Source organism: Tenacibaculum sp. TC6 (genome assembly GCF_050606265.1).
GTDB lineage: Bacteria > Bacteroidota > Bacteroidia > Flavobacteriales > Flavobacteriaceae > Polaribacter.
The window spans coordinates 19562-32837 of record NZ_JBOCUK010000026.1 but is presented as its reverse complement, the minus strand read 5'-3'; the positions used below and the strand labels follow the sequence as shown (position 1 = coordinate 32837).

Sequence of the window (13276 nt, the reverse complement as noted above, 5' to 3'; positions counted from 1 at the left end):
ATGAAACTAGGTGTTTAAGGAGGTTATTTATTTAATAATTAAATCTTTAAATGTCAGAGGTTGTATGTTAGCCTTAAAAACAATATGACACATGAAAATAGGTATTACTTTCAGTGCTTTTGATTTACTTCACGCAGGACATATCAAAATGTTAGAAGAAGCAAAACGTCAATGTGATTATTTAATTTGTGGTCTTCAAACAGATCCGACTATAGATAGACCTGATAAAAATAGACCAGTACAATCGGTTGTAGAAAGATATATTCAACTAAAAGGATGTAAATATGTTGATGAGATTGTTCCCTATGCAACGGAACAAGATTTAGAAGATATTCTTCGTTCGTTTCATATTGATGTACGAATTATAGGGGATGAATATGCTAATAAACAATTCACAGGAAGAGATTTTTGTGAAAAAAAAGGAATAAAATTATATTTTAATAAAAGAGAGCACCGTTTTTCTAGTAGCGGATTACGAAAAGAGGTTCATGATAAAGAAAGTCTGAAATCAAAAGATAAACAATAAATGAATATTGCTGTTATAGGGACGGGTTATGTAGGATTAGTATCAGGAACTTGTTTTTCAGAAATGGGAAATAAAGTTACATGTGTTGATATTGATCAAGAGAAAATAGAACAATTACTTCAAGGAGTAGTTCCTATATATGAACCAGGCTTAGAATCTATGATTCTAAAAAATGTAGCAAAAGGAAATTTATTGTTTACTACAAATCTTGAAAATGCGATTAAAGATGCCAATATTGTTTTTATAGCGGTAGGAACTCCGATGAATGAGGATGGAGCAGCGGATTTACAATATGTAATGAATGTAGCAAAAGAAATCGGAGGAAAAATGAATCACAGATTAATTGTTGTGAATAAATCAACGGTTCCGGTAGGGACTGCTGATAAAGTAAAAAAGATTATTCAGGAAGAACTAAATGATAGAGGATTAGAAATAGTATTTGATGTAGTTTCCAATCCGGAGTTTTTAAAAGAAGGTGATGCAATCAATGATTTTATGAAGCCTGATCGAGTGGTGATTGGAGCAGATTCTGAGATAACTTTCGATAAAATGAAGGAATTGTATAGTCCTTTTTTTAGAACTCATGATCGATTTATAACTATGGATATTCGTTCTGCAGAAATGACGAAATATGCTGCTAATGCTATGTTAGCGACTAAAATATCATTTATGAATGAAATGGCTAATATTTGTGAAAGAGTTGGAGCAGATGTGAATAATGTAAGAATAGGGATAGGTTCTGATAAAAGAATTGGTTATAGCTTTATTTATCCTGGAATCGGTTATGGAGGGACTTGTTTTCCTAAGGATATAACGGCATTGAAAAAGACAAGTCTGGAGAATGGTTATGAACCTGCTTTAATTAGTGCAGTAGATATAGTTAATAAAAATCAGAAGAAACTTTTTGTAGAAAAGATAATTTCTAGGTTTGGAGAAGAGATGTCGGATATGGTTTTTGGAGTTTGGGGATTGTCTTTTAAGCCAGAAACAGATGATATGAGAGAAGCGCCATCAACCTATGTTATTAAAGAGTTAGTTAGGAGAGGTGCTAAAATAAAAGTATATGATCCTAAGGCTATGGAGCAAGCAAAGAATATCTATTTAAAAGGAGTTGAAGGAGTTGAATATAAGGAGTCGAAGTACGAGGTTATACCTAATATTAATGCCTTAATTTTGTTAACTGAATGGAAAGAATTTCGTTCACCTGATTTTGATGAAATTAAAAAACAATTAAAAAATCCCATTATTTTTGATGGCAGAAATCAATATATAAAGAATAATTTAGAACAAAAAGGAATAGAATATTATAGGATAGGGAAATGAAAAAGAAGAACTTAATAATTTTTGGCACAAGACCCGAGGCTATCAAAATGGCTCCTTTAGTTAAGGAGTTTTTGAAGAATTCTGAAGAATTTGATACTAAAGTTTGTGTAACGGCTCAACATCGTGAAATGTTAGATCAGGTTTTAGAATTTTTTGAAATTTCGCCAGATTATGATTTGGATTTGATGAAACCTAATCAGAATTTGTATATGTTAACAGCAGATATAATTACGGGTTTAAAACCTATTTTAGAAGAGTTTGAACCTGATTACGTATATGTACATGGTGATACCACCACCACAATGGCATCTAGTATTGCTGCGTTTTATTCAGGAGCTAAAGTATGTCATGTAGAAGCGGGTTTACGTACACATAATAAACGTTCTCCATTTCCTGAAGAAATCAATCGCCAGGTTGCTGGGCGTATTTGTGACTGTCATTTTGCTCCTACATCCCAATCAAAACAAAACTTGTTAGTGGAAAATGTAAAGGAGGAGGATATTCTGGTAACTGGAAATACAGTAATTGACGCATTGTTAGAGAGTTCAGAAAGAGTTGTATCTATTGAAAATAAAGAAATTGAATTGCTTAAAGAAATTGTAGGTGCTGATAAGAAACTAATTTTAGTGACAGGGCATCGTCGAGAAAATCATGGACAAGGATTTATCAACATCTGTGAAGCATTGAAGGAGATTGCTATGAAGCACGCTGACGTACAAATTATTTATCCAGTACATTTAAATCCAAATGTACAAAAACCGGTACATAAAATATTATCTGGAATTGAAAATATAAAGCTAATTAATCCGTTGGCATACCCTGCTTTTGTATGGTTGATGAATCAGTCCTATATGATTATTACTGATTCCGGAGGAGTACAAGAAGAAGCTCCTAGTTTAGGAAAACCTGTTTTAGTAATGCGAGATACTACAGAACGTCCTGAAGCGGTAGAGGCAGGTACGGTTATTTTAGTAGGAACAGATAAGAATAAAATTGTTAGCGAAGCAAATAGTTTATTAATAGATACAAGTCGTTATCAATTGATGAGTGAATTACATAATCCTTATGGGGATGGAAAAGCATGTCAAAGAATAGTAGAATTTATAAAATCAAAATAAGAAAAAATGTTACAACCCAAAGTAGTAACCATTGGTTTAGGATATATTGGATTACCAACTTCAGCTTTGATTGCTAACAATCAAATCCCAGTACATGGAGTTGATATTTCTCAACATGTAGTTGATACTATTAATGTTGGGGAAATACACATTGTTGAACCTGATTTAGATCAAGCAGTTGCAAAAGCAGTTGAAGAAGGGTATTTAAAAGCAGATACCAAAGCAGTAAGTGCAGATACCTATTTAATAGTAGTGCCGACTCCTTTTAAAGGAAAAAATGAACCAGATATTTCGTATGTACAAGCGGCTACAGAAGGGATTATTCCATTATTAAAAGAAGGGGATTTATATATTATAGAATCAACTTCTCCAGTAGGGACTACCGAAAAAATGATGGAATTGATTTTTACACAACGTCCAGAGTTAGAAGGTAAGATATACTTAGCATACTGTCCTGAGCGTGTATTACCAGGAAATGTGATGTATGAGTTAGTACATAACGATCGTGTGATAGGAGGAGTAAACACAACCTCTACTGAAAAAGCTTTAGAGTTTTACAAGCAATTTATAAAAGGAGAATTACATGCTACAAATGCACGTACGGCAGAGATGTGTAAATTAACTGAAAACTCATCTCGCGATGTGCAAATTGCTTTTGCTAATGAGTTGTCTTTGATTTGTGATAAGGCAAATATTAATGTTTGGGAGTTAATAAAGCTAGCAAATAAACACCCTCGAGTAAATATTTTACAACCAGGTTGCGGAGTAGGAGGGCACTGTATTGCAGTAGACCCTTATTTTATAGTTTCAGACTATCCAATGGAGTCCAAGATAATAGGAACTGCAAGAGAAGTGAATAACTACAAATCTTTTTGGTGTGCTGAAAAAATTCAAAATGCAAAATTACAATTTGAGTTACAAAATGGTAGAAAACCAAAAGTAGCTTTAATGGGATTGGCTTTTAAACCGAATATTGATGATTTAAGAGAGTCACCAGCTAAATATATTGTAAACAAGGTTTTACAAAATGATAGTAACGGAGAGTATTTTATAGTGGAGCCTAATATAGAAGAGCATAGAGTTTTTAAATTAACGAATTATAAAGAAGCTGTTGAAAAAGCTGATATTGTTGCTTTTTTGGTAGCTCATAAAGAGTTTAAAGATATGGAAATATCTAAAGAAAAAGTAGTTTTAGATTTTAGTGGAATAAAAGAATAAAAAATGTTAGATTTAAATAATAAATCTGTATTAATTACAGGAGGAACAGGGTCATTTGGAAAGATGTTTACTAGATTAATTTTAAAAAATCACCCTAAGGTGAAAAAATTAGTCATATTTTCGAGAGATGAGCAAAAACATTTTCAAATGGCGCAAGAATTCCCTGAAAACAAATATCCTCAGATAAGATATTTCATCGGAGATGTTAGGGATAAACTACGTTTAATAAGAGCTTTCGAGGGGATAGATATTGTAATTCATGCAGCAGCTATGAAACATGTCCATTTAGCAGAATACAACCCCATGGAATGTGTAAAGACCAACATTAACGGAGCGGAAAATGTTATCGATGCAGCTTTAGAATGTGGTGTGAAAAACGTTGTAGCACTTTCAACAGACAAAGCGGCTGCTCCAATTAATTTATATGGAGCTACTAAGTTAGCTTCAGATAAATTGTTTATAGCAGCAAACAATATAAAAGGAAAAAGAGATATTAAATTTTCTGTTGTAAGATATGGAAATGTTATGGGGTCTAATGGTTCAGTAATGCCTTTCTTCCTAAATAAGAAAAATAATGGAGATGCTTTTTTACCAATAACAGATCCAAACATGACTCGTTTTAATATATCATTGGAAGATGGATGTGAAATGGTTTTTTATGCAATAGAAAAAGCTTGGGGGGGAGAAGTTTTTGTTCCTAAAATACCTTCGTATAGGATTCCAGATGTAGCCACTGCAATTGCACCTGAATCAGAACAAAAAACAGTAGGAATTAGACCAGGAGAAAAATTACATGAGGAAATGATAACTGCTTCTGATTCTTATAATACAATCGATTTAGGAAAGTATTACGCAATTTTACCACAAAAATCTCCTTATTCTCAATATTCAAAAGAAGAGTATAAAAAAGCGTTTAATGGAGTGGATGTTCCAGAAGGTTTTGCTTACGATTCGGGGAGTAACACTGAATGGGAGACAGTTGAATCTTTGAGAGAGTTAGTAAAAAAACATGTAGATCCTAATTTTTCTATCTAATGAAATCAATACCTTACGGAAGACAAGATATCAACCAAGATGATGTTGAGGCAGTTATCAGTACTTTACAATCTGACTTTTTAACTCAAGGACCAAAAGTTAAAGAGTTTGAAGATAAGTTTGCTCAATATGTAGGAGCTAAATACGCTTTAGCTGTTAACAATGCTACCTCTGGATTACATTTGTCGGTTTTAGCTATGAACCTTAAAAAAGGAGATAGAGTTATTACAACTCCTATTACTTTTGCTGCTTCAGCAAACTGTGTTCGTTATGCTCAGGGAGAAGTTTGGTTTGCCGATATAGATCCTAATACTTATTTACTATCTTTAGAAAGTACTCGAAAACTTATTGAAAGCAAGCCAAAAGGTTTTTTTAAAGGAATAATTCCTGTAGATTTTGCAGGATTGCCTGTTAACTTAGAAGAATTTAGAAAGTTAGCTAACGAACATGATTTATGGATTATAGAAGATGCTTGTCATGCTCCTGGAGGATACTTTACAGATTCTAAAAAGAACAAGCAGTACTGTGGTAATGGTAATTACGCTGATATAGGTGTTTTTTCTTTTCACCCTGTTAAACATATAGCTTGTGGTGAAGGTGGAATGTTAACTACAAACTCTGAAGAAGTCTACAACAAATTAGCTCTTTTAAGAACTCATGGTATTACAAAAGAAAATATGAGTGAGAATCATGGAGGGTGGTTTTATGAAATGCAAGAGCTTGGTTTTAATTACAGATTAACTGACTTTCAATCAGCGTTAGGTATTACACAGTTAGCCAAAAATGACCTTGGAGTAATTCGTCGAAATGGAATTTCTAAAACCTACAAAAATGCTTTTCAAGGAAAAATTAAATTCCAAAGTTTGCCTGAAGGTAGTTATAACGCTCATCATTTATTTGTAATTGAAGTTGATGACAGAAAAGGGTTATATGATTTTTTAAAATCTCACAATATTTTTACGCAAATCCATTACATTCCAGTCCATACCTTACCCTACTATAAAAACATTGGATATTCAGAAGCTGAATTAACTAATGCAGAGAATTATTATTCTAAATGCATAAGTTTACCTATGTTTCCTAGTTTAACTAACGAAGAATTACAGTACGTAATTGATAAAGTCCTAGAATTTATTAATGACTAAAATAGCAATCATACCAGCAAGAGGAGGTAGTAAAAGAATTCCTAAAAAAAACATAAAATCTTTTTTAGGAAAACCTATTATCGCTTATTCTATTGAAGCCGCTATAAAAAGTAATTTATTCTATCAAGTTATTGTTTCTACTGATGATAAAGAAATCGCAGATATTGCTTTACAACATGGAGCCTTAGTTCCATTTACAAGAAGTGAGAAAAATTCTGATGATTTTGCTACTACTTTTGATGTTATTGAAGAGGTTTTAAGCTGGTATCAAAAACAAAACATTACGATTGAGCTTGCCTGTTGTTTATATGCTACTGCCCCATTTATTACTAGTGAATTACTACACAAAGCTCAAGAAAAGTTAATTTCTAATCAATTCGATACAGTTTTTCCTGTTATACGTTATAGTTTTCCTATTCAAAGAGCTATAAAAGTCATTAATGACAATGGTAAATTTGATTTATTTCAACCTGAACACCTCTCTTCTAGATCTCAAGATTTAGAACCAGCTTTTCATGATGCTGGGCAATTTTACTTTTTTAAACCTAATGCGGTTTTAGAAAAGAAAAAATTATGGACAAATAACTCTGGGATTATAGAAATAGATGAGCTTTTAGCTCAAGATATTGATAATGAGACCGACTGGAAATTAGCTGAACTAAAATATCAACTTGCTTTTGGAAACTAAAAAAAACATATATAAGGTTTTAAATAAACAATCTTTTTCTGAAGGCGAATATTCAATAGTACCTATTCGCTTTGAAGATAAACTGCCAATAATGCAGTGGAGAAATGAACAAATGTATCATTTACGCCAAGCAAAAGAGCTAACAGAAAATGATCAAGAGCTTTATTTTAACAATATTGTTTCTAAATTATTTGATAAAGAGCAACCTTCCCAAATTTTATTTTCTTATTTAAAAGAAAATATTTGTATTGGTTATGGAGGTTTAGTACATATTAACTGGGTTGATAAAAATGCAGAGATCTCTTTTATTATGGACACCTCTTTAGAAAAAGAATTTTTTGGTTTTCACTGGAAAACGTATTTGGGGCTTATAGAAAAGGTAGCTTTTAAGGACTTAAATTTACATAAAATTTTTACTTATGCTTTTGATTTAAGGCCTCATTTATATACAGCTCTTGAAGAAAGTAGCTACACCAAAGAGGCAGTATTAAAAGAACATTGTTACTATAAAAATGAATTTAAAGATGTTATAATTCATTCCAAAAAAAAGAATGAACTCACTGTAAGAGAAGTTAATTTAAACGACGTTAAACTTTTATTTGATTGGGCTAATGAAGAATTAACTCGTCAAAATTCTTTTAATTCAACTAAAATTAGTTTTGAAGAACATGAACAATGGTTAACTTCTAAACAAAAAAACACAAACTCTCTTTTTCTTATCGGAATGATTAATACTGAGCCTATAGGACTTGTTCGGTTTGAAATTGGAGAAGAAAATACTATAGTTAGTATTAGTATAGATAAAAACTTTAGAGGAAAAAAGCTTGCTCCTTCTTTACTTAAAGAAGCTGGTAAAAGTTATTTCAAAAAAAGTAAAAAACCTATTTTGGCATATATCAAGAAAGAAAATATTGCCTCAGTAAAATCTTTCGAAAAAGCTGGTTACAATTTTCATTCGGAAGAAAAAATAAATAATATAAATAGCTATATTTTTAAACTAGAATATTATGATAATGTTAGATAAATGTTTTATAATAGCTGAGTTATCAGCTAATCACGGAGGTAGTTTAGAGGTTGCTAAAGAAACAGTAAGAGCAGCTAAAAGAGCTGGAGCTAATGCTATTAAATTACAGACATATACGGCAGATACTATTACTTTAGATGTGAAATCTGATTATTTTAAAATAAATCAAGGGACTGTTTGGGATGGACAGTATTTATATGATTTATATAAAGGAGCGTCTTTACCTTGGGAATGGCATAAGCCATTATATGATTTAGCCAAAGAAGAAGGTTTAATATGTTTTTCTTCACCCTTTGATAAAACAGCAGTTGATCTATTAGAAGAATTAAACACACCAATTTATAAAATAGCTTCTTTTGAAATTACTGATATTCCATTAATAAAATATGTTGCATCCAAACAAAAGCCAATAATTATTTCTACTGGAATTGCAACAATTGAAGATATTGAGTTAGCTATAAAAACATGTCAGGAGGAAGGGAATTTTGATATAACAATATTAAAATGTACTTCTGCATATCCTGCATCTCCAAAAGAAGCTAACTTATTAACAATTCCTGATATTGCAGAACGTTTTAAAATTAAGTCTGGACTTTCAGACCATACTTTGGGAATTGAAGCGCCTATGATTGCTGTAGCTTTGGGAGCAAAAGTAATTGAAAAACATTTTATTTTAGATAAAGAAGTTGGTGGTGCAGATGCACATTTTTCATTAGATGAATTTGAATTTAAGCAAATGGTTGATGCTATTCGTTTAACAGAAAACTTGATGGGAAAGGTAGATTATGAAATGACAGACAAGAAGAAAAAAAGTAGAGAATTTTCTAGATCTTTATTTATAGCTAAAGATGTAAAAGAAGGAGATATTCTTACGGAGGAAAATATACGCTCTGTAAGACCTGGGTATGGTCTACACCCTAAGTATTATAATGAGATTTTAGGATCAAAGGTAAATAATGATAAAAGAAAAGGGGAACCTTTGAAATGGGGAGATTTAAAAAAAGAAAAAAAGTGAGAGATTTTGAAGAATATCAAGAGATAGATGAATTACTTGATAAATTACAACTTAAATATGGTGATACTGATGTAACATATATAATAAGAAATCATTTAATCTCTCTTATAAGAGCAAAACATAATGTTGGTAATTCTGAAATAAAGATATCAAATAAAATACTGTTCCGTTTTTTAAAATCTTTAGTGATAACTGGGAGACAGTTATTTAAAAAAAAGAGTATTTGGGTCTTCTCTAATGTTGAACGACGTAAAAAAATAGGTAGGTATTATTATGATAGAGTAGCATCAATAGTTTCTGAAAAAAACAAAGATGTTTTGTTTATAGAAAACCCTGTAATTTACAGCCATAAATTTCCTTCTAAAGATATTGTTCTTTCTGAAGCATTTTTTTTTCTAGGAGCATTTTTGTTCAGTAAATTTAAATTTGATAAGAACAAACTCTGTATTGATTCTAAGTTAACCAATTTATCTAGAAATTATGAAATTAAACCTAACGTTTTACCTGTTATAAAGCGTTTTGTAGGACAATACGAGTTTATGAGTTTTTTTTTAAAATACTTCTATAAACCTAAAAAAAATTTTTCTGTTTACCCTAATGGGTACTATGGGTATAATATGGCATTTAAGGAAAATAATATTCCAATCATTGAGCTCCAACATGGTATTATTTACCCTCTGCATCCTTCTTATAACACTATTTTGTTTGATAAATCTAAACCATTTAAACCCGATTATATTTTTACATATGGAAAAAAAGATAAAGAATGTTTAGAGGGATTAAACTATTTAAAAAAGGACAATATTTTTGTTGTGGGCTCTTATGGCTTGCAAAAACTTAAAGAGAATGATGGAGAGTCAGTAGGGCAATATCTTCAAGAAACAATCGCTAAAGACGAAAGAATTATTTCTGTTATAGCTACGACGAATGATATACAAGAGTTATATGATTTAGCATTAGATTTGGAAAAAAAATCTAGTAGCAATCATAAAATTTTAATATTACCAAGACACCCAATTAAATTACCAGACACCAAAATTGTAAAAGTTTTAGATACCAATAAAACTAACATATTTGAAGTTTATAATGTATCAAATTATTTGTTAACTAAGGCTTCTACTGCTGCTTTAGAAGCAATGTACATGGGATTGCCTGTTTTTATTTACGAGCTTGATAATGAACCTTCTTTATTTAGGACAAATTATCCATATTTAGAATCTTTAAATTATTTTAATAATACCGATGATTTAGTTACAAAAATTTATAATAAAAATTATTTATATCCTACAGCAGAAGATATTGAGAACATCTATTCTATAAATGTTTATAAAAACTTTTGTAAAGCATTAGAAAAAGTTGAAAATGATTTTATCTAAACTCTTAAAAAACAATCTTTTAAAAGATACCCTTGTATATGGTCTTACAAACGCTATGTACACGGGACTTCCATTAATCTTATTACCATTCTTAGTAGTAGTATTAGAGCCTAAAGATTATGGTATGGTCGATCTTTTTAGGACAATTTCGATGTTTTTAGTTCCTTTTTTGGGCCTAAGTACGGTACAATCTATTGGTAGATTTTATTTTGATTTAGATGAGGATACCTTTAAAAAGTTTGTGTCATCAATTCAGGTTTTCCAATTTTTTACCGCGCTGGTTGCTACGGTAATAGTTTTATTAATTGCACCATGGCTTGGTCATGATTATACAATTCTATTACTTCTTAGCATATCATATTTTTTATTTAATCAGTTTTGTGAAAGCTTATTGGTAATTTTTAGGGTTAAGCAAAAAGCTAAAAAGTACTTAGTAATTCGTGTCAGCAGTATTATTATTGAGCTACTTATATTATTTACCCTATTTAAAGTGTTGAACAAACTGGATTGGACTTTTAGAGTATATCCTACAGTAATGGCTGCTTTATTAATAGGTATATGTTGTTGTATTATGTTTTGGAGGATGGGTTACAGGTTATTTTTTTCTAAAAAACTACTTTTACAAGCTTTAGTTTATAGTTCACCACTAATCTTACACATGGTCTCAGGTTATATTTTGAACATTGGTGATCGGTTTTTTATAAAATATTTTTTAACAGAAGAAGATTTAGGAAACTATGCAGTAGCTTACCAAATAGGTATGGCTGTTAATTTTTTTTATACAAGTTTTAATTTAGCTTGGGCACCCACATATTTTAAATGGATGAAAGAGAATAAAATAAGTGAAATCAATAAGGTAAGAAAACTGATCTATATAAGTTTACCGGTATTTGGAGGTTTAGCTTTAATTGGTTGGCTGATTTTCAGTAGTACATTTATTAAAAACTCCCAGTATACTATATCAAATCAAATTATTATAATAGTATTAATTGCAAACGTTATTCTGTCTTTGTATAAATTTGAATCAAATTTATTTCTATACACAAAAGAAACAAAAAGATTAAGTTTATTTACTTTTATTTCTGCAGTAGTATCCATTGTTTTTAATTTGATTCTTATTCCAAAAATTGGAATAATGGGAGCAGCAATAACAACTTTAATTTCCTTTATAACCATTTATTTATTAGTATTATTTAACAAGAAAAAAAATGAAAAAATTCATCAAAAATTTACGTTCTAAAATACTTTTATATTATTGTGCTTACCGATATAATAAAAATGTTTTACCAACCTGTAAAATTAACGGATCTTGTAGATTTAACGGAAAGGAAAAATTTGGGAAGAATGTAAATTTTAATGGAATCCGAGTTTATGGTAAAGGAAATGTTACATTTGGTGATAATTTTCACTCTGCAGAAGGATTAAAAATACTAACTTCTTTTCATAATTATAAAGGTGAGCGTATTCCTTATGATCATACTATAATAACAAAAGATGTTATAATTGAAGAGAATGTCTGGATAGGACTTAATGTAATAATTTTAGGAGGTGTAACCATAGGGGAAGGAGCTATTATACAAGCTGGAGCAGTAGTGGTAAAAAGTATACCTAAATATAGTATATGTGGAGGGAATCCCGCTCTAACTTTTTCACATAGAGATAAAGAGCACTATATAGGGTTAAAAGAAAAAGGAATGTTTTTATGATAAAAATAAAAAGCTTAATACTATCATTACTAGTCTTTTCTTCTACTTTAGTTTCTGTAAACCAGTCTTTTATTTATGTTGTTTTGGCTTTTTTAGGCATGGTTTTATGGTTTATTTCAATGCGGAAAAATGGAGTTAAAAGAGAAGATATATTGTCTGTTCTTTTTTTATTAACTTCTTCAATAATTTATTATGTAGGTAAGGAATATGCAATTGATGATAACAGTAAGTCTATCAATAATATTATACCGTACACTTTTTTTATTATAGCAACAGTTAATTTTTCGAAGTCACTGAACAACTCTGTTATAAAATATATTCTCTATTTTATTCTACTAGAAATAGTAGTAGGAATTGTACAATATTTATTAGGAACACCTTATTTTATTAAACCAAATTCTGTGGGAGTTCAAGAATTTGGGGAATCTGAATATTTGTATTATAATAAGGTATATGGTTTAAGTGCGGTAACAAGTATATTTGCTCTTAAAATATTTACAGGTTTTTTATTGGTTTACCATTTGAAATATAATAAAGCAATGAATTATTTTTTTTATGGTTTGTTATTGTTAGGTTTAATAATAACATTCAATAGAACTGCGATAGTCTCAGTAATTGTATTTGGATTTATAGCTTTACTTATGAGATTAAAAACTGGTGGTAGTAAAATTAAATTTTTAACCATTTTAATGAGTGTTGTTTTATTGGTACTAGCCTATAATAATTATGCGTTTATAGAAAATCAATTTTTTAGAGGAAAAGGAGTTGACTTATCAGGAAGAGATTTGGTTTTTCCTTATTATATTCAGTTCATTGTAGAACATCCTTTTTTGGGGAATTATTTTACTAAGCATTGGGCAGAATTATCAATTGACAGGGTTTATCATGCCCATAATTCATATTTGCAAACGGTAGCTAATATGGGAATTTTATTTGGTTTTGCAACGATTGTATATTTTATTTTAAAAGTAAATAAAAATAATTATATATATATAGTTCCTATTTTAGTTTATTCTACGTTTCAATACGGAATTTTATGGGGAGTATCTTTTTTGGATATAGTTTTTTTTTACTTTTTGTTTAAAAAAAATAAAAAATAAAA

13 protein-coding genes are annotated in these 13276 nt (G+C 30.1%); all 13 read left to right on the top strand.

The genetic code is table 11. The annotated features are described in order from the left end of the window. The first annotated feature begins 91 nt into the window (after positions 1-91). From ACQY1Q_RS13110 to ACQY1Q_RS13050, 13 genes are read left to right on the top strand one after another with little or no spacing between them, the layout of a single operon-like run. Positions 92-526, top strand: coding sequence for an adenylyltransferase/cytidyltransferase family protein (locus ACQY1Q_RS13110; RefSeq protein WP_431005775.1), 435 nt, complete (start codon positions 92-94; stop codon positions 524-526). Then, positions 527-1849, top strand: a complete 1323-nt coding sequence (locus ACQY1Q_RS13105; protein WP_431005774.1) for a UDP-glucose dehydrogenase family protein — start codon at positions 527-529, stop codon at positions 1847-1849. Further along, complete coding sequence (gene wecB / locus ACQY1Q_RS13100; protein WP_431005773.1) at positions 1846-2967, top strand: non-hydrolyzing UDP-N-acetylglucosamine 2-epimerase; 1122 nt, start codon at positions 1846-1848, stop codon at positions 2965-2967. The genes ACQY1Q_RS13105 and wecB overlap by 4 nt, the downstream gene beginning before the upstream one ends. Before the next feature lie 6 nt (positions 2968-2973). Then, positions 2974-4185 carry a UDP-N-acetyl-D-mannosamine dehydrogenase gene (gene wecC / locus ACQY1Q_RS13095; RefSeq protein ID WP_431005772.1) on the top strand — a complete coding sequence of 404 codons (1212 nt, stop codon included), beginning with the start codon at positions 2974-2976 and terminating at the stop codon, positions 4183-4185. 3 nt (positions 4186-4188) lie between these two features. Then, complete coding sequence (gene pseB, locus ACQY1Q_RS13090) at positions 4189-5220, top strand: UDP-N-acetylglucosamine 4,6-dehydratase (inverting) (protein WP_431005771.1); 1032 nt, start codon at positions 4189-4191, stop codon at positions 5218-5220. Continuing rightward, entirely contained in the window at positions 5220-6365 is a 1146-nt protein-coding gene (gene pseC, locus ACQY1Q_RS13085; protein WP_431005770.1) for a UDP-4-amino-4,6-dideoxy-N-acetyl-beta-L-altrosamine transaminase, read from the top strand. The genes pseB and pseC overlap by 1 nt, the downstream gene beginning before the upstream one ends. Further along, positions 6358-7053: a pseudaminic acid cytidylyltransferase gene (gene pseF / locus ACQY1Q_RS13080; protein ID WP_431005769.1), complete on the top strand. Its 696-nt coding sequence runs from the start codon at positions 6358-6360 to the stop codon at positions 7051-7053. Before pseC ends, pseF begins: the two co-directional genes overlap by 8 nt. Then, on the top strand, positions 7043-8077 hold the full coding sequence (locus tag ACQY1Q_RS13075; RefSeq protein ID WP_431005768.1) for a GNAT family N-acetyltransferase: 1035 nt from the start codon (positions 7043-7045) through the stop codon (positions 8075-8077). Before pseF ends, ACQY1Q_RS13075 begins: the two co-directional genes overlap by 11 nt. Beyond that, entirely contained in the window at positions 8061-9092 is a 1032-nt protein-coding gene (pseI, locus tag ACQY1Q_RS13070; protein WP_431005767.1) for a pseudaminic acid synthase, read from the top strand. The genes ACQY1Q_RS13075 and pseI overlap by 17 nt, the downstream gene beginning before the upstream one ends. After that, on the top strand, positions 9089-10468 hold the full coding sequence (locus ACQY1Q_RS13065) for a hypothetical protein (RefSeq protein WP_431005766.1): 1380 nt from the start codon (positions 9089-9091) through the stop codon (positions 10466-10468). Before pseI ends, ACQY1Q_RS13065 begins: the two co-directional genes overlap by 4 nt. Then, positions 10455-11708 carry a lipopolysaccharide biosynthesis protein gene (locus ACQY1Q_RS13060; protein ID WP_431005765.1) on the top strand — a complete coding sequence of 418 codons (1254 nt, stop codon included), beginning with the start codon at positions 10455-10457 and terminating at the stop codon, positions 11706-11708. Before ACQY1Q_RS13065 ends, ACQY1Q_RS13060 begins: the two co-directional genes overlap by 14 nt. Beyond that, the gene (locus tag ACQY1Q_RS13055) at positions 11677-12174 is read left to right on the top strand and encodes an acyltransferase (protein WP_431005764.1); all 498 of its coding nucleotides are present in this window, start codon (positions 11677-11679) and stop codon (positions 12172-12174) included. Before ACQY1Q_RS13060 ends, ACQY1Q_RS13055 begins: the two co-directional genes overlap by 32 nt. After that, a complete protein-coding gene (locus ACQY1Q_RS13050; protein ID WP_431005763.1) occupies positions 12171-13274 on the top strand; it encodes an O-antigen ligase family protein in 1104 nt (367 codons plus the stop codon). Before ACQY1Q_RS13055 ends, ACQY1Q_RS13050 begins: the two co-directional genes overlap by 4 nt. Positions 13275-13276 lie beyond the last annotated feature (2 nt).

Coding starts and splice junctions, on each gene's coding strand:
- pseB (WP_431005771.1), top strand. CDS start 4,189: ATGTTAGATTTAAATAATAAATCTGTATTAATTACAGGAGGAACAGGG.
- wecB (WP_431005773.1), top strand. CDS start 1,846: ATGAAAAAGAAGAACTTAATAATTTTTGGCACAAGACCCGAGGCTATC.
- ACQY1Q_RS13060 (WP_431005765.1), top strand. CDS start 10,455: ATGATTTTATCTAAACTCTTAAAAAACAATCTTTTAAAAGATACCCTT.
- ACQY1Q_RS13055 (WP_431005764.1), top strand. CDS start 11,677: ATGAAAAAATTCATCAAAAATTTACGTTCTAAAATACTTTTATATTAT.
- pseC (WP_431005770.1), top strand. CDS start 5,220: ATGAAATCAATACCTTACGGAAGACAAGATATCAACCAAGATGATGTT.
- ACQY1Q_RS13050 (WP_431005763.1), top strand. CDS start 12,171: ATGATAAAAATAAAAAGCTTAATACTATCATTACTAGTCTTTTCTTCT.
- pseI (WP_431005767.1), top strand. CDS start 8,061: ATGATAATGTTAGATAAATGTTTTATAATAGCTGAGTTATCAGCTAAT.
- pseF (WP_431005769.1), top strand. CDS start 6,358: ATGACTAAAATAGCAATCATACCAGCAAGAGGAGGTAGTAAAAGAATT.
- wecC (WP_431005772.1), top strand. CDS start 2,974: ATGTTACAACCCAAAGTAGTAACCATTGGTTTAGGATATATTGGATTA.
- ACQY1Q_RS13105 (WP_431005774.1), top strand. CDS start 527: ATGAATATTGCTGTTATAGGGACGGGTTATGTAGGATTAGTATCAGGA.
- ACQY1Q_RS13110 (WP_431005775.1), top strand. CDS start 92: ATGAAAATAGGTATTACTTTCAGTGCTTTTGATTTACTTCACGCAGGA.